At 59.6% G+C, this 20,527-nt stretch carries 21 protein-coding genes; 3 read left to right on the top strand and 18 right to left on the bottom strand.

The window, feature by feature from the left end:
• Positions 1-78 precede the first annotated feature (78 nt).
• The 18 genes from ACMGT0_RS00925 to rpmH form a co-directional block, all read right to left on the bottom strand.
• Positions 79-504: a F0F1 ATP synthase subunit epsilon gene (locus tag ACMGT0_RS00925; protein ID WP_010447599.1), complete on the bottom strand. Its 426-nt coding sequence runs from the start codon at positions 502-504 to the stop codon at positions 79-81.
• Between the two features lie 45 nt (positions 505-549).
• Positions 550-1,926, bottom strand: a complete 1,377-nt coding sequence (gene atpD, locus ACMGT0_RS00930) for a F0F1 ATP synthase subunit beta (RefSeq protein ID WP_054056437.1) — start codon at positions 1,924-1,926, stop codon at positions 550-552.
• 27 nt (positions 1,927-1,953) lie between these two features.
• Positions 1,954-2,814, bottom strand: coding sequence for a F0F1 ATP synthase subunit gamma (gene atpG / locus ACMGT0_RS00935; RefSeq protein ID WP_017902417.1), 861 nt, complete (start codon positions 2,812-2,814; stop codon positions 1,954-1,956).
• Positions 2,815-2,864: 50 nt separating this feature from the next.
• A complete protein-coding gene (atpA, locus tag ACMGT0_RS00940; RefSeq protein WP_054056436.1) occupies positions 2,865-4,409 on the bottom strand; it encodes a F0F1 ATP synthase subunit alpha in 1,545 nt (514 codons plus the stop codon).
• Positions 4,410-4,430: 21 nt separating this feature from the next.
• Positions 4,431-4,967 (bottom strand): F0F1 ATP synthase subunit delta, encoded by a 537-nt coding sequence (locus ACMGT0_RS00945; protein WP_017902419.1) that lies wholly within the window; start codon positions 4,965-4,967, stop codon positions 4,431-4,433.
• A 12-nt stretch (positions 4,968-4,979) separates the two neighbouring features.
• Positions 4,980-5,450 carry a F0F1 ATP synthase subunit B gene (locus ACMGT0_RS00950; RefSeq protein ID WP_054056435.1) on the bottom strand — a complete coding sequence of 157 codons (471 nt, stop codon included), beginning with the start codon at positions 5,448-5,450 and terminating at the stop codon, positions 4,980-4,982.
• A gap of 52 nt (positions 5,451-5,502) precedes the next feature.
• Positions 5,503-5,760, bottom strand: coding sequence for a F0F1 ATP synthase subunit C (gene atpE / locus ACMGT0_RS00955; RefSeq protein WP_002555987.1), 258 nt, complete (start codon positions 5,758-5,760; stop codon positions 5,503-5,505).
• 147 nt (positions 5,761-5,907) lie between these two features.
• Entirely contained in the window at positions 5,908-6,777 is an 870-nt protein-coding gene (gene atpB / locus ACMGT0_RS00960) for a F0F1 ATP synthase subunit A (RefSeq protein ID WP_054056433.1), read from the bottom strand.
• A 16-nt stretch (positions 6,778-6,793) separates the two neighbouring features.
• Positions 6,794-7,201, bottom strand: coding sequence for a F0F1 ATP synthase subunit I (locus ACMGT0_RS00965; protein ID WP_054056432.1), 408 nt, complete (start codon positions 7,199-7,201; stop codon positions 6,794-6,796).
• Positions 7,202-7,349: 148 nt separating this feature from the next.
• A complete protein-coding gene (locus ACMGT0_RS00970; RefSeq protein ID WP_054056431.1) occupies positions 7,350-8,222 on the bottom strand; it encodes a ParB/RepB/Spo0J family partition protein in 873 nt (290 codons plus the stop codon).
• A gap of 9 nt (positions 8,223-8,231) precedes the next feature.
• Positions 8,232-9,026 (bottom strand): ParA family protein, encoded by a 795-nt coding sequence (locus ACMGT0_RS00975; RefSeq protein WP_054056430.1) that lies wholly within the window; start codon positions 9,024-9,026, stop codon positions 8,232-8,234.
• 18 nt (positions 9,027-9,044) lie between these two features.
• A complete protein-coding gene (gene rsmG / locus ACMGT0_RS00980) occupies positions 9,045-9,689 on the bottom strand; it encodes a 16S rRNA (guanine(527)-N(7))-methyltransferase RsmG (RefSeq protein WP_054056429.1) in 645 nt (214 codons plus the stop codon).
• On the bottom strand, positions 9,686-11,578 hold the full coding sequence (gene mnmG, locus ACMGT0_RS00985) for a tRNA uridine-5-carboxymethylaminomethyl(34) synthesis enzyme MnmG (protein ID WP_416771140.1): 1,893 nt from the start codon (positions 11,576-11,578) through the stop codon (positions 9,686-9,688). The genes rsmG and mnmG overlap by 4 nt, the downstream gene beginning before the upstream one ends.
• 642 nt (positions 11,579-12,220) lie before the next feature.
• Positions 12,221-13,591 (bottom strand): tRNA uridine-5-carboxymethylaminomethyl(34) synthesis GTPase MnmE, encoded by a 1,371-nt coding sequence (gene mnmE, locus ACMGT0_RS00990; protein WP_054056427.1) that lies wholly within the window; start codon positions 13,589-13,591, stop codon positions 12,221-12,223.
• Positions 13,592-13,672: 81 nt separating this feature from the next.
• A complete protein-coding gene (gene yidC, locus ACMGT0_RS00995; protein ID WP_416771142.1) occupies positions 13,673-15,352 on the bottom strand; it encodes a membrane protein insertase YidC in 1,680 nt (559 codons plus the stop codon).
• 2 nt (positions 15,353-15,354) lie between these two features.
• Positions 15,355-15,600 (bottom strand): membrane protein insertion efficiency factor YidD, encoded by a 246-nt coding sequence (gene yidD / locus ACMGT0_RS01000; protein ID WP_039792602.1) that lies wholly within the window; start codon positions 15,598-15,600, stop codon positions 15,355-15,357.
• Positions 15,593-15,994 (bottom strand): ribonuclease P protein component, encoded by a 402-nt coding sequence (rnpA, locus tag ACMGT0_RS01005; protein WP_054056450.1) that lies wholly within the window; start codon positions 15,992-15,994, stop codon positions 15,593-15,595. Before rnpA ends, yidD begins: the two co-directional genes overlap by 8 nt.
• Positions 15,995-16,010: 16 nt before the next feature.
• Complete coding sequence (rpmH, locus tag ACMGT0_RS01010; RefSeq protein WP_080635311.1) at positions 16,011-16,145, bottom strand: 50S ribosomal protein L34; 135 nt, start codon at positions 16,143-16,145, stop codon at positions 16,011-16,013.
• 566 nt (positions 16,146-16,711) lie between these two features.
• Between rpmH and dnaA the strand changes: the two genes are divergently transcribed.
• From dnaA to recF, 3 genes are read left to right on the top strand one after another with little or no spacing between them, the layout of a single operon-like run.
• The gene (gene dnaA / locus ACMGT0_RS01015) at positions 16,712-18,244 is read left to right on the top strand and encodes a chromosomal replication initiator protein DnaA (RefSeq protein ID WP_054056425.1); all 1,533 of its coding nucleotides are present in this window, start codon (positions 16,712-16,714) and stop codon (positions 18,242-18,244) included.
• 38 nt (positions 18,245-18,282) lie between these two features.
• Entirely contained in the window at positions 18,283-19,386 is a 1,104-nt protein-coding gene (gene dnaN, locus ACMGT0_RS01020; protein WP_054056424.1) for a DNA polymerase III subunit beta, read from the top strand.
• Between the two features lie 36 nt (positions 19,387-19,422).
• Positions 19,423-20,526, top strand: coding sequence for a DNA replication/repair protein RecF (gene recF, locus ACMGT0_RS01025; protein ID WP_416771146.1), 1,104 nt, complete (start codon positions 19,423-19,425; stop codon positions 20,524-20,526).
• Position 20,527: the final 1 nt, after the last annotated feature.

A 20,527-nucleotide genomic window follows, 5' to 3' on the forward strand; every position in this document is an offset into this window, starting at 1 on the left:
ACCAGGTGATGAATATCGGAAAAGAAAAAAGGGTAGCCGAGGCTACCCTTTTTAATCAATCGCGCAACAAGCGGTGGCTTAGCCGCCGAACTTCTTGCGGATCTGCTGGACGGTACGCAGCTGGGCTGCGGCCTCGGCCAGACGTGCAGCAGCGGAACCGTAGTCGAAGTCCGCGCCTTTTTCGTTCAGGGCCTTCTCGGCAGCCTTGACGGCTTCCTGAGCGGAGGCTTCGTCCAGGTCGGCAGCACGTTGCACGGTGTCGGCAAGAACCTTGACCATGTTCGGCTGAACCTCGAGGAAACCACCGGAGATGTAGAACACCTCGGCTTCCCCGCCCTGCTTGATCAAGCGGATCGGACCCGGCTTGAGATTGGTGATCAGCGGCGCGTGGCCCAGGGCAATACCCAGGTCACCCAGTGCACCGTGTGCAATCACCATCTCGACCAGTCCGGAGAAAATTTCTCCTTCCGCACTGACGATATCGCAATGGACTGTCATAGCCATCTGATTGCCTCAACCTAAATTAGCGCCCGTTGCCGGGCGCCGGGATTACAGTTTCTTGGCTTTCTCGATCGCTTCTTCGATGCCGCCAACCATGTAGAACGCTTGTTCTGGCAGGTGGTCGTAGTCACCGTTGAGGATGCCTTTGAAGCCAGCAATGGTGTCTTTCAGGGAAACGTATTTACCCGATGCACCGGTGAAGACTTCAGCCACGAAGAACGGCTGCGACAGGAAACGCTGGATCTTACGAGCGCGGGATACCAGCTGCTTGTCGGATTCCGACAGCTCGTCCATACCCAGGATCGCGATGATGTCCTTCAGTTCCTTGTAGCGCTGCAGCACGTACTGAACGCCACGAGCGGTTTCGTAGTGGTCGTTGCCGATCACGTTCGGATCCAGCTGACGCGAAGTCGAGTCCAGTGGGTCTACCGCTGGGTAGATACCCAGGGAAGCGATGTCACGGGACAGTACGACGGTGGCGTCGAGGTGGGCGAAGGTGGTCGCTGGCGACGGGTCGGTCAGGTCGTCCGCAGGTACGTATACGGCCTGGATCGAGGTGATCGAACCTTGCTTGGTCGAAGTGATGCGCTCTTGCAGCACGCCCATCTCTTCAGCCAGGGTCGGCTGGTAACCTACTGCCGAAGGCATACGGCCCAGCAGTGCGGATACTTCGGTACCGGCCAGGGTGTAACGGTAGATGTTGTCGACGAACAGCAGAACGTCGTTACCTTCGTCACGGAACTTCTCGGCCATGGTCAGGCCGGTCAGGGCAACGCGCAGACGGTTCCCTGGTGGCTCGTTCATCTGGCCGTAGACCAGTGCCACTTTGTCCAGAACGTTGGAGTCCTTCATCTCGTGGTAGAAGTCGTTACCCTCACGAGTACGCTCACCCACACCGGCGAACACGGAGTAACCGCTGTGCTCGATGGCGATGTTACGGATCAGTTCCATCATGTTTACGGTCTTGCCGACACCGGCACCACCGAACAGACCAACCTTACCACCCTTGGCGAACGGGCAAACCAGGTCGATAACCTTGATGCCGGTTTCCAGCAGTTCGTTGCCACCTGCCTGTTCAGCGAAGGATGGAGCGGCGCGGTGGATACCCCAGCGCTCTTCCTCGCCGATCGGACCGGCTTCGTCGATCGGGTTGCCCAGCACGTCCATGATCCGGCCCAGGGTCGCTTTACCGACCGGTACGGAGATGGCTGCGCCAGTGTTGTTCACGTCCAGGCCACGCTTGAGGCCTTCGGTGGAACCCATCGCAATGGTACGTACCACGCCGTCGCCCAGCTGCTGCTGAACTTCCAGGGTGGTTTCGGCGCCTTGAACCTTCAAGGCGTCGTAGATGCTCGGTACGCTGTCGCGTGGAAATTCCACGTCGATGACGGCGCCGATGATTTGAACGATACGTCCGCTACTCATAGCTGGATCCTCTGAATATTTGAACCGTTAAACCGCGGCAGCGCCGCCGACGATTTCCGAGATCTCTTGGGTGATCGCAGCCTGACGCGCCTTGTTGTAGATCAGCTGCAAGTCGCTGATCAGATCACCGGCGTTGTCGGTAGCGTTCTTCATCGCGATCATCCGCGCCGCTTGTTCAGCAGCGTTGTTCTCGACCACCGCCTGGTACACCTGCGACTCCACATAGCGCACCATCAGGCCGTCAAGCAGCTCTTTGGCGTCCGGTTCGTACAGATAGTCCCAGTGGTGCTTGAGATCCTGATCCGGGGTTGCCACCAGTGGAATCAACTGCTCCACGGTAGGCTGCTGGGTCATGGTGTTGATGAACTTGTTGGATACCACGGACAGGCGGTCGATACGGCCGTCCAGGTAGGCATCCAGCATCACCTTCACGCTGCCGATCAGGTCGTTGATCGACGGCTCTTCACCCAGGTGGCTGATAGCTGCAACGACGTTGCCGCCGAAGTTGCGGAAAAACGCCGCACCCTTGCTACCCACGACACACAGATCGATCTCGACGCCGTTTTCGCGGTTTACCGCCATGTCCTTGACCAGGGCCTTGAACAGGTTGGTGTTCAAGCCGCCGCACAGACCACGGTCACTGCTCACCACGATGTAACCGACGCGCTTGATGTCGCGGTCGATCATGAACGGGTGGCGGTATTCCGGGTTGGCGTTGGCCAGATGCCCAATTACCTGGCGGATACGCTCCGCATAAGGACGGCTAGCAGCCATGCGCATTTGTGCCTTGCGCATTTTGCTGACCGCCACTTTTTCCATGGCGCTGGTAATTTTTTGCGTGCTTTTGATGCTCGCAATCTTACTGCGAATCTCTTTTGCGCCTGCCATGTAACACCTATCAGGTTAGCAAGCGGGAGCCTTGCGGCTCCCGCTGCGGCTTACCAGGTTTGGGTGGCCTTGAACTTCTCGATACCAGCCTTCAGGCCAGCGTCGATTTCGTCATTGAAGTCACCCTTCACGTTGATCTTGGCCATCAAATCGGCGTGATCGCGGTTGAAGTAAGCAATCAGCGCCTGCTCGAAGCTGCCGATCTTGGCGATTTCAATGTCGGTCAGGAACCCACGCTCAGCGGCATACAGCGACAGCGACATGTCGGCGATCGACATTGGCGCGTATTGCTTCTGCTTCATCAGCTCGGTAACGCGCTGACCATGCTCAAGTTGCTTGCGGGTCGCTTCGTCCAGGTCAGAAGCGAACTGGGCGAATGCCGCCAGTTCACGGTACTGAGCCAGGGCGGTACGGATACCACCGGACAGCTTCTTGATGATCTTGGTCTGAGCGGCACCACCTACACGGGATACCGAAACACCGGCGTTCACTGCTGGGCGGATGCCCGAGTTGAACATGGCCGATTCCAGGAAGATCTGACCGTCGGTGATGGAAATCACGTTGGTCGGAACGAACGCGGAAACGTCGCCAGCCTGGGTTTCGATGATCGGCAGAGCGGTCAGGGAGCCGGTTTTGCCGGTCACTGCGCCGTTGGTGAACTTCTCGACGTACTCTTCCGAAACGCGGGATGCGCGCTCCAGCAGACGGGAGTGGAGATAGAACACGTCACCTGGGTACGCTTCACGTCCTGGTGGACGACGCAGCAGCAGGGAGATCTGGCGGTAAGCCACAGCCTGCTTGGACAGATCGTCATAAACGATCAGCGCGTCTTCACCGCGGTCGCGGAAGTATTCGCCCATGGTGCAACCGGAGTACGGAGCCAGGAACTGCAGGGCAGCCGATTCGGAAGCGCTGGCGGCAACGATGATGGTGTTGGCCAGTGCGCCGTTTTCTTCCAGCTTGCGAACCACGTTGGCGATGGTCGATTGCTTCTGACCAACGGCGACGTATACGCAGAAGATACCGCTGTTCTTCTGGTTGATGATGGCGTCGATCGCCATGGCGGTCTTACCGATCTGACGGTCACCGATGATCAGCTCACGCTGGCCACGGCCGACCGGGATCATGGCATCGACTGCCTTGTAGCCAGTCTGTACAGGCTGGTCTACCGACTTACGCCAGATCACGCCTGGAGCAACTTTCTCGACCGCGTCGGTCTCGGTGTTGTTCAGCGGACCTTTGCCGTCGACAGGGTTGCCCAGTGCGTCGACAACGCGACCCAGCAGTTCCTTACCTACCGGAACTTCCAGGATGCGGCCGGTGCACTTGGCGCTCATGCCTTCAGCCAGAGTCGTGTACGCGCCCAGTACCACGGCACCCACGGAGTCCTGCTCCAGGTTGAGGGCCATGCCGTAGACGCCGCCCGGGAACTCGATCATTTCGCCGTACATAGCGTCGGCCAGACCGTGAATCCGCACGATACCGTCAGACACGCTGACGACGGTGCCTTCGTTACGGGCTTGGGAGGTCACATCGAGCTTTTCGATGCGGCCCTTGATAATTTCACTTATTTCGGAAGGATTGAGTTGCTGCATTGCTCTGCTGCCCCTTCAAACTCAAGATTTCAATGCTTCGGCCAGTTTCGCGAGTTTGCCGCGAACTGAGCCATCGATAACCAGGTCGCCGGCGCGAATGACAACACCCCCGATGAGGGATGCATCTTCCGCAACTTGCAGGCGCACTTCCCGGTCGAGTCGTGCACTGAGAACCTTGGCGAGTTTGTCTTGCTGTTCTTGGTTCAATGCAAAAGCACTGGTGACTTCCACGTCTACCGACTTCTCCCGCTCGGCCTTGTACAGGTCGAACAGGGCGGAGATCTCCGGCAACAGCTGGAGACGGTCGTTTTCGGCAACGACGTGGATGAAATTCTGTGCCTTGGCATCGAACTTGTCGCCGCACACGTCGATAAACGCGGCGGCCTTGTTTGCGCTCGTCAGTCGCGGGGCCTTGAGCACGCGCTGCATGGTGTCGTCCTGCGACACCGCTGCTGCCAGGCCGAGCATGGCTGACCAATTGGCCAGTTGCTGGTGGGCCTGAGCGTGCTCGAAGGCCGCCTTAGCGTAAGGTCGGGCCAACGTGGTCAGTTCTGCCATGATCGCCCTCGCTTAAATTTCAGCAGCCAGTTTGTTAACCAGCTCCGCGTGCGCGTTTTGATCGATTGTGGCGCCCAGGATCTTCTCGGCACCACCGACGGCCAGGCTACCCAGTTGGGCGCGCAGCGCGTCTTTGACGCTGTTCAGTTCCTGTTCGATCTCGGCCTGAGCCGAAGCCTTCACGCGCTCAGCTTCGACGCGGGCTTTTTCAACAGCCTCTTCGACGATCTGGTTGCTGCGTTTCTTGGCTTGCTCAATGATCTCGGCTGCCTGTGCTTTCGCTTCGCGCAGTTGATTGCCCGCTTTCTCTTGGGCCAACTCCAGGTCGCGAGCTGCACGGGTGGCAGCGTCCAATCCATCCGCGATCTTCTTCTGACGTTCGTGCAAAGCCGCGATGACCGGAGGCCACACGAACTTCATGCAAAACAGTACAAAAATGAAGAACGCAACGGACTGGCCAATCAGGGTTGCATTAATGTTCACGCCAACACCTCGCTCGTTCGTTGTCCATCAATCAACTCGAAAATTCGAGTGATTAGCCAGCGAGTTGACCAACGAAGGGGTTCGCGAAGGTGAAGAACAGAGCGATACCAACGCCGATCATGGTAACGGCGTCGAGCAGACCGGCCACGATGAACATTTTAACCTGCAGCATTGGAACCATTTCTGGCTGGCGAGCAGCGCCTTCCAGGAATTTGCCGCCCAGCAGGCCGAAACCAATTGCGGTACCCAGTGCGCCCAGGCCGATCAGCAGTGCAACAGCGATAGCAGTTAGACCAACTACAGTTTCCATCTTTCCTCCCGACTTTTACGTCGTATGGTTTAGGTTTTTTAATTTAAAGCGGTAAAACAAATCGTTTCAGCGGGCCCTGCCGCGGTTTCCCGCTTGAGGCCCTCTCCCGTTTGACCGGGAGAGACATCAGACTGGCCGAGGCCGGTCTTAATGGTTTTCTTCGTGCGCCATCGACAGGTAGACGATGGTCAGCATCATGAAGATGAACGCCTGCAGGGTGATGATCAGGATGTGGAACACCGCCCACGCCCACTGCAGAGCCACGCCCAGGCCGCTCAGCCAGAGCAGGCCGGTGCCGAACATCACGGCGATCAGGATGAACACCAGCTCGCCGGCATACATGTTGCCGAACAGACGCAGTGCCAGAGAGATCGGCTTGGCGATCAGGGTCACGAATTCCAGCAGGAAGTTGACCGGGATCAGCAGCGCCTGGACCAGGACGTTCTTGCTGCCGAACGGGTGCAGGGTCAGTTCGCCGATGAAGCCGCCGATGCCCTTGACCTTGATGCTGTAGAAAATGATCAGCGCGAACACCGAGAAAGCCATGGCCAGCGTGGCGTTCGGGTCGGTGGTCGATACGGCGCGGAACGGAATCTCGTGGTTGCCGGAGATCAGCGCAGCCAGTTGCGGGATCCAGTCGACAGGCACCAGGTCGATGGCGTTCATCAGGAACACCCAGACGAAAATGGTCAGGGCCAGCGGCGCGATCAGCGGGCTGCGGCCGTGGAAGCTGTCCTTGACGCTGCCGTCGACGAACTCGACCAGCACTTCGACGAAGTTCTGCAGGGCGCCCGGCTGACCGGAGGTCGCCTTCTTCGCCGCCATGCGGAACAGCAGGATGAAGATCAGGCCCAGAGCCACGGACCAGCCCAGGGTATCCACGTGGAATGCCCAGAAGCCCATGGCCTTGGCTTCTGCTGCGGAATGGGCAAAGCCCCAACCGCCGTTAGGTAGCTGACCGAAGGTCAGGTTCTGCAAGTGGTGCTGGATATAGCCCGAAGCGGATTCTGCTGACATGTTTGCCTCAAACGCCCTAAGGTCTCAAAAGTCTTGTTTTCATTAGCAGGGGTGCAAACCAGCTGACCGACTGGGTCAGCACGAAGACGCCGAATACCGCGATCGGCGCCAGAGGCTTCACACCTGCAAACGTCAGTGCGAACAGCACTGCCGTCAAAATCAACTTGCCCGCCTCGCCGGCGTAAAAGGACCGGACGATGGACTGGGCTGCTCGGGCGCCGGAAAACCGAAAGGCCCTGTGAGCAAAATACGCATTGGGGAGCAATGCTATCAGGCCTCCGCAGAGTCCCGAGTATCCGGCAACGACACCACGCCATTGCCAAAGCGCCAGCGCGGCCACCAGCAATACGACCAATTGAGCCAATAAAACCGGAAATACCGCCAAGCGATGGAAGGGCAACCTGTTTGGCGTGCGGTTTTCCATCACTTGCGCTCCTCAAGGGTCGGCCGCCGTAAATCAATAACTTGGCATAAATTGTGCCGACAAAATGCGCGCAGAGTATAGGGGCGGTTCAGCCCCTATTCAACTGCCAGGTAGTCTTTTCCGACTGCGCGCTACATGAGGAAATGTTTCAGCGGATGTGCGCAAGGACACCTTGCAACTCGTCGAGCGAGTTGTAGCGGATCACCAACTGGCCCTTTCCTTTCTGGCCATGGCGGATCTGCACCGCAGAGCCCAGGCGCTCGGCCAGGCGCTGTTCGAGACGGCTGATATCCGGATCGGCCTTGGGCGGCTCGACCGGTGCCGGTTTGCCGCTCAGCCACTGGCGAACCAGGGCTTCGGTCTGACGTACGGTGAGGCCGCGTGCGACAACGTGTCGCGCCCCTTCGACCTGCCGGTCATCCGGCAATCCGAGCAGGGCACGGGCGTGTCCCATTTCGAGGTCGCCGTGGGACAGCATGGTCTTGATCACTTCCGGCAACGCAATCAGGCGCAGCAGGTTGGCCACGGTCACCCGGGACTTGCCCACAGCCTCGGCGACCTGTTGCTGGGTCAGCTGGAATTCCTGCTGCAGGCGCTGCAGGGCCAGGGCTTCCTCGATCGGGTTGAGGTCTTCGCGCTGGATGTTCTCGATCAGGGCCATGGCGATGGCGGTTTCATCCGGCACATCGCGGACCATGGCCGGGATGGTCTCCTGGCCGGCCTGCTGGCTGGCGCGCCAGCGGCGTTCGCCGGCGATGATTTCATAGCGCCCGCCGCCGATCGGACGGACCACGATCGGCTGCATGACGCCCTGGGCCCTGATTGAATTCGCCAGTTCTTCCAGCGCCTGGGGGTCCATGTCGCGGCGCGGCTGGTACTTGCCGCGCTGGATCAGGTCCAGCGGCAACTGCTGCAGCTCGCGCTGGTCGGCCAGTACGGCCTGCTCTTCCAGCGCACTGACGGTCGGACCGCTCAGCAGAGCGTCCAGTCCGCGTCCGAGTCCTCGTTTCTTGACGGCCATGGGGACTCCTTAGGTTGCCGGGGCGGTGACGCGTGAATTTTTGCGCTGGCGACGAACCATCTCGCCGGCCAGGGCCAGGTAGGCCACCGCGCCGCGGGATTGCTTGTCGTAGGCCAGGGCCGGCATGCCGTAGCTCGGCGCCTCGGCCAGTCGGACGTTGCGGGGAATCACAGTGTCGTACAGCTGGTCACCGAAATGTTCCTTGAGCTGTGCGGAAACGTCGTTCATCAAACTCAGACGTGGGTCGTACATGGTCCGCAGCAGGCCTTCGATTTTCAGCTCGGGGTTGAGCAGCTCGGCGATGCGCTTGATGTTATCCACAAGGTCGCTCAGGCCTTCGAGGGCGTAGTACTCGCACTGCATGGGGATAACTACCCCGTCGGCCGCGACCAGGGCATTGAGGGTCAGCATCGACAGCGATGGCGGGCAGTCGATCAGGATGAAGTCGTAGTTCTCGCGGATCGGCGCCAGGGCGCTGCGCAGACGGCTTTCCTTCATCTGCATTTCCAGCAGCACCACTTCGGCCGCCGTCAGGTCGCGGTTGGCCGGCAGCAGTTGGTAACCGCCGTGTTCGGAGAAGTGCATGGCCTGGGCCAGATCGCATTCGCCGATCAGCACATCGTAGATGGAGTTTTCCAGGCCGTGCTTATCCACACCGCTACCCATGGTGGCGTTGCCCTGTGGATCGAGGTCGATCAGCAGCACCCGGCGCTTGGTCGCGACCAGGGATGCTGCGAGGTTGATGCAGGTGGTGGTCTTGCCCACGCCACCCTTCTGGTTCGCTATCGCGAATACCTTAGCCATTCTTGCTTGTGTTCCCAATCATGCCGTGCGGCGCAGTATCAGCAGATGACGTTGGCCTTGGCAACCGGGTACGGCCAAGGCGTGTTCGCTATCGAGGTGGAAGTCTGCCGGCAATGCTACCAGCTCATCCGCTGGATGGACGCCCTTCATTGCCAGCCAGCGTGTATCGCGGTCACCCAGGTGACGGGTCCAGTTCGTGAAGTTCTCCATGCTGCTGAACGCCCGGGAAATGATGCCGGTAAAGGGCTGTTCAGGCTGGAAGGCTTCGACACGACTGTGGATAACTTGCAGGTTATCCAGCTTGAGTTCGAGTTTGACCTGGGTCAGAAAGCGGGTCTTCTTGCCGTTGCTGTCCAGGCAGGTCACAGCCGAACCGGGAAACAGGATCGCCAGGGGGATGCCCGGCATGCCGCCGCCACTGCCGACATCGAGCCAGCGCCCGTCCTCGATGAAGGACATCACGCTCAGGCTGTCGAGCAGGTGCCGCGAAACCATTTCGTCCGGATCACGCACGGCGGTCAGGTTGTAGGCCTTGTTCCACTTGATCAACAGGGACAGGTAACCCAGCAGCTGTTCGTGCTGGGTTGCGGTCAGGTCGACACCGAGCTGGCGAGCACCTGTGGATAACTCTTCGGCGTGTTGCGTGGTGACCAACGAACTCAAGCGCTTTGCTCCAACTGACGGCCGGCGCCGCGTTTTTTCAAATGAATCATCAACAGGGAAATCGCCGCCGGCGTCACCCCGGGAATGCGCGAAGCCTGGCCCAGGGTCTCGGGACGGGTGGCGCTGAGCTTGCTCTGAATTTCCTTCGACAGGCCGGAAATGGTCGAGTAATCGATATCCACAGGCAGGCGGATGTCTTCACTGGCCCGCAGGCGGGCGATCTCGTCCTGCTGGCGGTCGATGTAGCCGGCGTACTTGGTCTTGATCTCGACCTGTTCGGCGACCTGTGGATCATCCGCACCCTGCCCGGTCACTTCGACCAGGCCAGCGTAGTCGATTTCCGGACGGCTCAGCAGGTTCAGCAGGTTGTATTCATGGGCCAGGGGGGTGCCGAATTTTTCGGCGATGGCGTTGCCCTGCTCGGTACCCGGGCGGACCCAGGTGCTTTTCAGACGCTGCTCTTCCTGCTCGATACCCTCGCGCTTCTTGCAGAAAGCCGCCCAGCGCACGTCATCCACAAGCCCGAGTTCGCGGCCTTTTTCCGTCAGGCGCAGGTCGGCGTTGTCCTCGCGCAGGATCAGGCGGTACTCGGCACGGGAGGTGAACATCCGGTACGGCTCCTGGGTACCGAGGGTGATCAGGTCGTCGACCAACACACCGATGTACGCCTCGTCGCGACGCGGGCACCAGTTGTCCTTGCCCTTGGCCCGCAGTGCGGCGTTGGCGCCAGCCAACAGACCCTGGGCGCCGGCCTCCTCGTAACCGGTGGTGCCGTTGATCTGGCCGGCGAAGAACAGACCGCCGATCACCTTGGTTTCCAGGCTGTACTTGAGGTCACGCGGATCGAAGTAGTCGTACTCGATGGCGTAGCCGGGCCGGACGATATGGGCGTTTTCCATGCCGCGGATCGACTGGACGATCTGCAGTTGCACGTCGAACGGCAGGGATGTGGATATCCCGTTCGGGTACAGCTCGTTGGTGGTCAGACCTTCCGGCTCGATGAACACCTGGTGGCTCGCCTTGTCGGCGAAACGGTGGATCTTGTCCTCGATCGACGGGCAGTAGCGCGGGCCGATGCCCTCGATCACGCCGGAATACATCGGCGAACGATCGAGGTTGGCGGCAATGATCTCGTGGGTGCGGGCATTGGTGTGGGTAATCCAGCAACTGACCTGCCGTGGATGCTGCTCTTTGGAACCCAGGAAAGACATCACCGGGATCGGCGTGTCCCCTGGTTGTTCGGTCATCACCGAGAAATCCACAGACCGCGCGTCGATGCGCGGCGGCGTACCGGTTTTCAGCCGACCGACACGCAGCGGCAGCTCGCGCAGGCGATGGGCCAGGGCGATCGAGGGTGGATCGCCGGCACGGCCACCGGAATAGTTCTGCAAACCGATGTGGATAAGTCCGCCCAGGAAGGTACCGGTGGTCAATACCACGGAGTCGGCGAAGAAACGCAGGCCCATCTGGGTGACGACGCCGCGGACCTGGTCCTGCTCGACGATCAGGTCATCGGCGGATTGCTGAAATATCCACAGGTTCGGCTGGTTTTCCAGGATCTCGCGTACCGCGGCCTTGTACAGGGCGCGGTCGGCCTGGGCCCGGGTGGCGCGCACCGCCGGACCTTTGCGGCTGTTGAGAACGCGAAACTGGATGCCGCCTTTATCGGTGGCAATCGCCATAGCGCCGCCAAGGGCATCGATTTCCTTGACCAGGTGGCTTTTACCAATACCACCAATGGCCGGGTTGCAGCTCATGGCACCGAGGGTTTCCACGTTGTGCGTCAGCAACAGGGTTTTTGCCCCCATGCGTGCTGATGCTAGTGCTGCCTCGGTACCGGCATGACCGCCGCCGATGACGATCACTTCAAAACGGGAAGGGAAATCCACCACGCACCTCGTGCCTGCTTCCAGGTAGGTAAATAAGAGAAATTTGGACTGAATGACCCAGTATAGGGAATTCGCCCTTCCTAAAGAACCCTTTGCACAAAATTTAACCAGTTGTGGATAAGCACGCACAATAGAAATCAAAAAGAAGGAAATGTATTAAAACCTTGTTTTTATGTTTATTCTTAGGGCCCAACCTATCTGTGGATAAGGTTATACAGCCCTTATTTATCAATGTGTACAGCGATTCATAACTCTGTGGTCATGTGCTCGGGAGGGTTTGGGATAACCGGTGTAAGCCTGTGGATTAAAGTGATTGTTATCCACAGAGCGGTTCATCCTCAGTTTTCAGGCCGGGTTATCAACTGAGCTGAAGCGCGGTTATTCACAGGGCTTAATCCACAGAAAAAGGCCGGGGAGGCGACGGCCGGACACGGAAAATCCTCCCGTGGCCAGGATGAATCAGTGGAGATTGGAGTGTCAGGCAGGAAAGGGTTGATGACGGGTATGGCTGGAGGGAAATGGCGCAAGTGGCCATTTTCAGGAACAGGAAGGAAACGCGAGCCGGGTGGAACCCTGTCGTCCCGGCTCACCTCAAGGCAGGCGCCTACCTTGAATTGTGGATAACCACATTGCTGCTGGCTGTCATTTTCCGATACAAAAACTCGAGAAAATTCTTCCCAGCAAGTCATCGGAGCTGAATGCACCGGTGATTTCGCCGAGGAACTGCTGGGCCTGGCGCAAATCTTCGGCCAGCAGCTCGCCCGCCCCCGCCAGGGTCAACTGGGCGTGGCCGTGTTCCAGGGCCGCACTGGCGAAGCGCAGGGCCTCCAGGTGCCGGCGACGTGCGCTGAAACTGCTTTCGGCGGTCTGTTCATAACCCATGCAGGCCTTGAGGTGATCACGCAGCAGCTCCAGGCCTTCGCCAGCAGACTTGGCGCTGAGGCTGATGGTGACATGACCGTCCTCGCTGACTTCCAGGGCGATCTTCTCGCCGCTCAGGTCGGCCTTGTTGCGGATCAAGGTGACCTTGGCCGGGTCAGGCCGCTGTTCAAGAAACTCCGGCCACAGGGCGAAGGGATCTGCTGCCTCGGGCGCCGTGGCGTCCACCACCAGCAGCACGCGATCCGCCTCGCCGATGGCCTTGAGCGCCCGTTGCACCCCGATCTTTTCCACATGGTCGTCGGTGTCGCGCAAGCCGGCGGTGTCAACCACGTGCAGCGGCATGCCATCGATGTGGATATGTTCACGGAGAATATCCCGGGTGGTGCCGGCGATCTCGGTGACGATGGCCGCTTCGCGCCCGGCCAGGGCATTGAGCAGGCTCGACTTGCCGGCATTCGGCCGGCCGGCGATCACCACGGTCATGCCATCGCGCAACAACGCGCCCTGCCCGGCTTCGCGGATCACTGTGGACAACTCGTCACGGACCGCGTCGAGCATCGCCAGGACATGGCCATCGGCAAGGAAGTCGATTTCCTCCTCGGGAAAGTCGATGGCCGCCTCGACGTAGATCCGCAGGCTGATCAGCTGTTCGGTGAGGTTATGCACACGCTGGGAAAACGCTCCCTGCAACGAACGCAGGGCATTGCGCGCCGCCTGGGCGGAACTCGCCTCGATCAGGTCGGCGATCGCTTCGGCCTGGGCCAGGTCGAGCTTGTCGTTGAGGAACGCGCGTTCGCTGAATTCGCCCGGACGGGCCAACCGGCAACCCAGTTGCAGGCAACGCTGCAGCAGCATGTCGAGCACGATAGGGCCACCGTGGCCCTGCAGCTCCAGCACATCTTCGCCGGTGAACGAATTCGGCCCCGGGAAATACAGCGCCAGGCCTTCGTCCAGCACTTCACCGGCCTCACCGTGGAATGGGCCATAGTGGGCAAACCGCGGTTTCAGCTCACGACCGCTGATGGCCTGTGCCGCAGTCTGCGCCAGAGGCCCGGAAATACGGACGATACCGACACCACCACGACCCTGGGCGGTGGCGACGGCGGCGATGGTTTCCCGAGGGACGTTCATGGAGCGAGCCTCAAAACAGAAAGTGGCAGATAGCAAAACGCCCCACTAGGGGGCGTCTTGAGTGGTTATCCACAGCGTATGTCAGGCAGCGGCCTTTTTGGTAGCGGCTTCGATACGGCTGGTGATGTACCACTGCTGGGCGATCGACAGGCAGTTGTTCACAACCCAGTACAGCACCAGACCTGCAGGGAACCACAGGAAGAAGAAGGTGAAGATAATCGGCATCAGCTTCATCACCTTGGCCTGCATCGGGTCCGGCGGAGTCGGGTTCAGACGCTGCTGGATGAACATGGTGGCGCCCATGATGATCGGCAGGATGAAGAACGGATCCTTGATCGATAGGTCGGTAATCCACAGGATGAACGGGGCCTGGCGCATTTCAACGCTTTCCAGCAGCACCCAGTACAGCGAAAGGAAAACCGGCATCTGCACCAGGATCGGCAGGCAGCCACCCAGCGGATTGATCTTCTCTTTCTTGTACAGCTCCATCATGGCCTGCGACATCTTCTGCCGATCGTCGCCAAACTGTTCCTTCAGCTGGGCCAGTCGCGGGGCAACGGCACGCATGCGGGCCATCGACTTGTAGCTGGCAGCCGACAGTGGGAAGAACAGGCCCTTGATCAGCATGGTCAGCACGATGATCGAGAAGCCCCAGTTACCCAGCAGGCCGTGGATATGTTGCAGCAGCCAGAAGATCGGCTGGGCGATGAACCACAGGATGCCGTAGTCGACGGTCAGTTCCAGGCCTGGGGACAACTGCTTCAGTACGGACTGGATCTTCGGACCGGCGTAGAGAACGGCACTGACCTCGGCCTTCTGGCCTGGCGCCACGTTCAGCGAAGGACCGGTGTAGCCGATGATGTAATTGCCCTGGCTGTCCTTGCGGGTGCTTACGACATTGCTGTCGCCCTTGGCAGGAACCCAGGCGGTTACGAAGTAGTGTTGCAGCCAGGCCACCCAGCCACCCTGGACGGTTTCCTTCAGCGAGCCCTTGTCGATATCTTTCATCGACACTTTCTTGTACGGCTCCGAACTTGTCCACAGGGCGGCGCCCAGGTAGGTCGCGGTACCGGTGGCGGTGCTCGAGGACGGATCGGCGCTGGCGTCGCGCTTGAGCTGGGCGAACATCGCCCCCGACCATGGCTGGCCGCTTTCGTTGTCGATCAGGTAGGAAACGGTCACGTCATACAGGCCGCGCTTCAGGGTGAAACGCTTGATGTAGTTGACGCCGTTCGCGCTGAACTTCAGGTTGACGACCAGTTGGTCCTGACCGTCAGCCAGTTGATAACTTTTCTGCTCGGATGCGTACAGCGGACGACCTGCGGCATTCGAGTCCGGGCCGTTGGTACCGATCAGGCCGCTTTGTGCCAGGTAGATACGCTCGCCACCGTTGTCAAACAGCTGGAATGGAACGTCCGGATGATCCTGGCGACGTGGGTATTTCGGCAACTTGAGTTGCGCGACGTCACCACCTTTCGGATCGATGGCAAGTTCCAGCACATCCGTCTTGATCTGGATGAGGTCCTTGCTGACGGCCAGCGGTGCTTCGGCAGGAGCGCTGGTGTCATTGGTGGCTCGTGGAATGTCATCACTGGCGGCGGCATTGCTGCCGGTTGCGGTATCCGGCAGACCGGAAACGGTGGTGCTGGCAACATTCTGAGTCGGCAGGGCAGCCTGGCCGTAGTCCTGGTTCCATTTCAGAACCATGACGTAGGACACGATTGCCAGGGCGACGATCAGGATCGTGCGTTTGATATCCATGATTACTCGGCCATCGAAGAAGAACGGGAGGTAGGAATAGGTGGAACCGGGTCATAACCACCGGCATTCCACGGATGACAGCGACCTAAACGACGAAAGGTCAGCCAGCCACCGCGCAGGAGTCCATGAGTTTCGATGGCTTCGTACGCGTAGCAGGAACAACTGGGGTAGAAACGACAGTGACTGGCCATCAGGGGACTAATGGCATAGCGGTAAAACTGGATCGGAACGAGTGCCAGTTTACGCATCTGGACTGTCTACCCCTGCAGATTCGGTTTTGACTGCGGCAGCTGGTGCATTACGAACCAGGCGTTTCCACAGCTTACCGAAATGCTGAATCAATTCGGGGTTTTCTACGTCCCCCAAACCTTTGCGCGCGACGATAACAATGTCCCAGCCTGCCAGTAAATCCTGGTGCAGACGGAACGATTCGCGCATCACACGTTTGAGGCGATTGCGCTCAACGGAGAGCTTGACGCTCTTTTTACCGATAACCAGCCCCAGCCGGGGATGATCGAGGTCGTTGTTGCGCGCAAGGAGCAGGAGGTTTTTCCCCGGAACCTTGCCGGTAGGGGAGTCAAAGACCGCCTTGAAATGTCGTGGAGTAAGCAGACGCTTTTCCCGACTGAAGTCCTGACTCACCACCAAAGCCGGAATATCAAACCGACAGACGGGCACGACCTTTGGCGCGGCGGCGCGACAGGACGGCACGACCGTTCTTGGTTGCCATGCGAGCACGGAAACCGTGGGTGCGGGCGCGTTTGATAGTGCTGGGTTGGAAAGTACGTTTCATGGCGTTGCTACCTGGTTCGTCACAACGGGCCGGAATGGCCCCCGTTTTAAGAGATCGGCGATTCTAGAGAAAGCAAGCCTTCAGGTCAATTTCCAACCAGCTTTTCCTTCCTATAGGTATTTCTCGTTCCTGGGCTTGATCAACACGAGCTCCAGACATAGAAATAAAGAAGCGAATTATTTAAAGCTTTTCTGTAAAGCTTATAAAAGCTTAGCTCGCGAGCATCTGTGGATAACTGGCTTGAGGCCAGGAAACACCTACTGTACAGAGAATGACAACACGGTGGGGAAACGGTGCCCTGCCTGTGCTACGCCGGCGAATAAGTTGTGTGTGGAAAGAGAGGTTATCCACAGGCGGGTTGTCCACAGACTTTCGATCACACTTGTGCAACGCCCTCAAGGGCTGTTATCCACAGGGCTTATTCACATACCGCTGGTCGCCTTGTTCACAGATAAGAGATTGATTCGCCGGGCTCTGCCTGCAATCGACGTGTGGATAAGTGCTCGGCCTGCCGGTACAATGGCCGCTTGTTTTTGCCTTACCGGCTTTCAACTTAGGGGATATCCGTGTCAGTGGAACTTTGGCAGCAGTGCGTGGAGCTTCTGCGTGATGAGCTGCCTGCCCAGCAATTCAACACCTGGATCCGTCCACTACAGGTCGAAGCCGAAGGCGACGAGTTGCGTGTCTATGCACCGAACCGTTTTGTGCTCGACTGGGTGAACGAAAAGTACCTGGGACGTTTGCTTGAACTGCTGAACGAGCATGGCAACGGCATGGCGCCTGCCCTTTCCTTATTAATAGGCAGCAAACGCAGTTCGGCGCCGCGTGCTGCACCGAATGCTCCTCTGGCTGCCGCGGCTTCCCAGGCCCTGGCCGCCAGTGCGGCTGCCGCCGCGGCGGCTACACCGACTGCACCGGTGGCAACGCCGACCCCGCCACCCGCCAGCCAGAAGGAAGTGGCGGAGGCCAGCGAAGAGCCGTCCCGCGACAGTTTCGATCCGATGGCCGGCGCCGCTGCGCAGCAGGCTCCGGTACGTGCCGAACAGCGCACGGTCCAGGTCGAGGGCGCACTCAAGCACACCAGTTACCTGAACCGTACCTTCACCTTCGAGAACTTCGTCGAGGGTAAGTCCAACCAGCTGGCCCGCGCTGCGGCGTGGCAGGTGGCGGACAACCCCAAGCATGGCTACAACCCGCTGTTCCTGTATGGTGGCGTCGGTCTCGGTAAGACCCACTTGATGCATGCTGTGGGTAACCATCTATTGAAGAAGAACCCGAATGCCAAGGTGGTCTACCTGCATTCGGAGCGTTTCGTCGCCGACATGGTCAAGGCGCTGCAGTTGAACGCCATCAACGAGTTCAAGCGCTTCTACCGTTCGGTGGACGCCCTGCTGATCGACGACATTCAGTTCTTCGCACGCAAGGAGCGTTCCCAGGAAGAGTTTTTCCACACCTTCAACGCCTTGCTCGAAGGCGGCCAGCAGGTGATTCTCACCAGTGACCGCTATCCCAAGGAAATCGAAGGCCTGGAAGAGCGCCTGAAGTCGCGTTTCGGCTGGGGCCTGACCGTTGCGGTGGAGCCGCCCGAGCTGGAAACCCGCGTGGCGATCCTGATGAAGAAGGCCGACCAGGCCAAGGTCGAACTGCCCCATGACGCGGCGTTCTTCATTGCCCAGCGTATTCGCTCCAACGTACGCGAACTCGAAGGCGCACTGAAGCGGGTGATCGCCCACTCGCACTTCATGGGGCGAGAGATCACCATCGAGCTGATCCGCGAATCGCTGAAGGACCTGCTGGCCCTGCAGGACAAGCTGGTGTCTGTGGATAACATCCAGCGGACCGTGGCCGAGTACTACAAGATCAAGATTTCCGATCTGCTGTCCAAGCGCCGTTCGCGCTCGGTCGCTCGTCCGCGTCAGGTCGCCATGGCCCTGTCCAAGGAATTGACCAACCACAGCCTGCCGGAAATCGGCGATGTGTTTGGTGGGCGCGACCACACCACTGTCTTGCACGCATGCCGCAAGATCAACGAACTAAAGGAATCCGACGCGGACATCCGCGAGGACTACAAGAACCTGCTGCGTACACTGACCACTTGAGAATTGCAGCGCAGCTTATTAAGGCAAGGGACTAGACCATGCATTTCACCATTCAACGCGAAGCCCTGTTGAAACCCCTGCAACTGGTCGCAGGCGTCGTCGAGCGCCGCCAGACCTTGCCGGTGCTCTCCAATGTGCTGCTGGTCGTCGAAGGCCAGCAACTGTCGCTGACCGGTACCGACCTCGAAGTCGAACTGGTCGGCCGCGTCCAGCTCGAAGAGCCTGCCGAACCCGGTGAGATCACCGTACCGGCACGCAAGCTGATGGATATCTGCAAGAGCCTGCCGAACGATGCCCTGATCGACATCAAGGTCGACGAGCAGAAACTGGTGGTCAAGGCCGGCCGCAGCCGCTTTACCCTGTCGACCCTGCCTGCCAACGATTTCCCGACTGTGGAAGAAGGCCCGGGTTCGCTGACCTGCAGCCTGGAGCAAAGCAAGCTGCGTCGCCTGATCGAGCGCACCAGCTTCGCCATGGCCCAGCAGGACGTGCGTTACTATCTCAACGGCATGCTGCTGGAAGTGTCCGCCGGCGTGATCCGTGCTGTGGCCACCGACGGCCACCGCCTGGCGATGTGCTCCATGCAGGCCGACATCGGCCAGCAGGATCGTCACCAGGTGATCGTGCCGCGCAAGGGTATCCTGGAACTGGCCCGCCTGCTCACCGAGCCGGAAGGCAACGTCAGCATCGTGCTGGGTCAGCACCACATCCGCGCCACCACCGGTGAGTTCACCTTCACCTCCAAGCTGGTCGACGGCAAGTTCCCCGACTACGAGCGCGTCCTGCCAAAAGGCGGGGACAAGCTGGTACTGGGCGACCGCCAGGCACTGCGCGAAGCCTTCAGCCGTACCGCGATCCTGTCCAACGAGAAGTACCGCGGCATTCGTCTGCAACTGGCCAGCGGCCAATTGAAGATCCAGGCCAACAACCCCGAGCAGGAAGAGGCGGAAGAAGAAGTGGGCGTCGATTACAACGGCGGCTCCCTGGAAATCGGCTTCAACGTCAGCTACCTGCTGGACGTGCTGGGCGTGATGACCACCGAGCAGGTGCGCCTGATCCTGTCCGATTCCAACAGCAGTGCGCTGCTGCAGGAATCGGACAACGATGACTCGGCCTACGTCGTCATGCCGATGCGCCTGTAACCGTGCCCCTCCTTTAATATGTTCAGCACACGCTAGATGTCCCTCAGCCGTGTTTCGGTCACCGCGGTGCGCAACCTGCACCCGGTGACCTTCTCCCCCTCCCCGCGTATCAATATCCTTTACGGCGCCAACGGCAGCGGCAAAACCAGCGTGCTGGAAGCCATCCACCTGCTGGGGCTGGCCCGTTCGTTCCGCAGCACCCGTCTGCTGCCGGTGATCCAGTACGAGCAGTTGGCCTGTACGGTGTTCGGCCAGGTCGAATTGGCCGAGGGTGGGCAGAGCGCCTTGGGGATATCCCGCGATCGCCAGGGGGAATTCCAGATCCGCATCGACGGGCAGAATGCCAGGAGCGCCGCGCAGTTGGCGGAAATCCTGCCGCTGCAGTTGATCAACCCCGACAGCTTTCGTCTGTTGGAGGGGGCGCCGAAGATTCGTCGGCAGTTCCTCGACTGGGGAGTGTTCCACGTGGAACCGCGCTTCATGTCGACCTGGCAGCGCCTGCAGAAGGCCCTGCGGCAGCGGAACTCGTGGCTGCGGCATGGTACACTTGACGCCGCTTCGCAAGCGGCCTGGGACCGGGAACTGTGCCTGGCCAGTGCCGAAATCGATGAATACCGCCGCGCCTATATCAAAGCCTTGAAACCAGTCTTTGAGCAGACCTTGAGCGAACTAGTCGAACTCGAGGGGCTGACGCTGAGCTATTACCGTGGCTGGGACAAGGAAAAAGAGCTGAGCGCCGTGCTCGCCTCCTCCCTGCAGCGGGACCAGCAGATGGGCCATACCCAGGCTGGACCACAGCGAGCTGACTTGCGTCTTCGATTGGGCGCACACAACGCCGCGGACATTCTGTCGCGGGGGCAGCAGAAACTGGTGGTCTGCGCGTTGCGCATTGCCCAGGGACACCTGGTGAGCCAGGTCCGGCGCGGGCAATGTATTTATCTGGTGGATGACTTGCCGTCCGAACTGGACGACCAGCACCGCCGCGCACTATGTCGTTTGCTTGAAGAATTACGCTGCCAGGTGTTCATCACCTGTGTAGACCACGAATTACTGAGGGAAGGCTGGCAGACGGAAACGCCAGTTGCGCTGTTCCACGTGGAACAGGGCTGTATCACCCAGACCCACGACCATCGGGAGTGAA

Origin of the sequence: Pseudomonas sp. RHF3.3-3, assembly GCF_048069595.1 — a bacterium.
Classification (GTDB): Bacteria; Pseudomonadota; Gammaproteobacteria; order Pseudomonadales; family Pseudomonadaceae; genus Aquipseudomonas; species Aquipseudomonas fuscovaginae_B.

What these genes read in the sequence shown, in the direction of transcription:
- ACMGT0_RS00925 (WP_010447599.1), bottom strand. Translation starts at nt 504, where the DNA reads ATGGCTATGACAGTCCATTGCGATATCGTCAGTGCGGAAGGAGAAATT.
- atpD (WP_054056437.1), bottom strand. Translation starts at nt 1,926, where the DNA reads ATGAGTAGCGGACGTATCGTTCAAATCATCGGCGCCGTCATCGACGTG.
- atpG (WP_017902417.1), bottom strand. Translation starts at nt 2,814, where the DNA reads ATGGCAGGCGCAAAAGAGATTCGCAGTAAGATTGCGAGCATCAAAAGC.
- atpA (WP_054056436.1), bottom strand. Translation starts at nt 4,409, where the DNA reads ATGCAGCAACTCAATCCTTCCGAAATAAGTGAAATTATCAAGGGCCGC.
- ACMGT0_RS00945 (WP_017902419.1), bottom strand. Translation starts at nt 4,967, where the DNA reads ATGGCAGAACTGACCACGTTGGCCCGACCTTACGCTAAGGCGGCCTTC.
- atpE (WP_002555987.1), bottom strand. Translation starts at nt 5,760, where the DNA reads ATGGAAACTGTAGTTGGTCTAACTGCTATCGCTGTTGCACTGCTGATC.
- atpB (WP_054056433.1), bottom strand. Translation starts at nt 6,777, where the DNA reads ATGTCAGCAGAATCCGCTTCGGGCTATATCCAGCACCACTTGCAGAAC.
- ACMGT0_RS00965 (WP_054056432.1), bottom strand. Translation starts at nt 7,201, where the DNA reads ATGGAAAACCGCACGCCAAACAGGTTGCCCTTCCATCGCTTGGCGGTA.
- ACMGT0_RS00970 (WP_054056431.1), bottom strand. Translation starts at nt 8,222, where the DNA reads ATGGCCGTCAAGAAACGAGGACTCGGACGCGGACTGGACGCTCTGCTG.
- ACMGT0_RS00975 (WP_054056430.1), bottom strand. Translation starts at nt 9,026, where the DNA reads ATGGCTAAGGTATTCGCGATAGCGAACCAGAAGGGTGGCGTGGGCAAG.
- mnmE (WP_054056427.1), bottom strand. Translation starts at nt 13,591, where the DNA reads ATGAACGTCCCTCGGGAAACCATCGCCGCCGTCGCCACCGCCCAGGGT.
- yidC (WP_416771142.1), bottom strand. Translation starts at nt 15,352, where the DNA reads ATGGATATCAAACGCACGATCCTGATCGTCGCCCTGGCAATCGTGTCC.
- yidD (WP_039792602.1), bottom strand. Translation starts at nt 15,600, where the DNA reads ATGCGTAAACTGGCACTCGTTCCGATCCAGTTTTACCGCTATGCCATT.
- rpmH (WP_080635311.1), bottom strand. Translation starts at nt 16,145, where the DNA reads ATGAAACGTACTTTCCAACCCAGCACTATCAAACGCGCCCGCACCCAC.
- dnaN (WP_054056424.1), top strand. Translation starts at nt 18,283, where the DNA reads ATGCATTTCACCATTCAACGCGAAGCCCTGTTGAAACCCCTGCAACTG.
- recF (WP_416771146.1), top strand. Translation starts at nt 19,423, where the DNA reads ATGTCCCTCAGCCGTGTTTCGGTCACCGCGGTGCGCAACCTGCACCCG.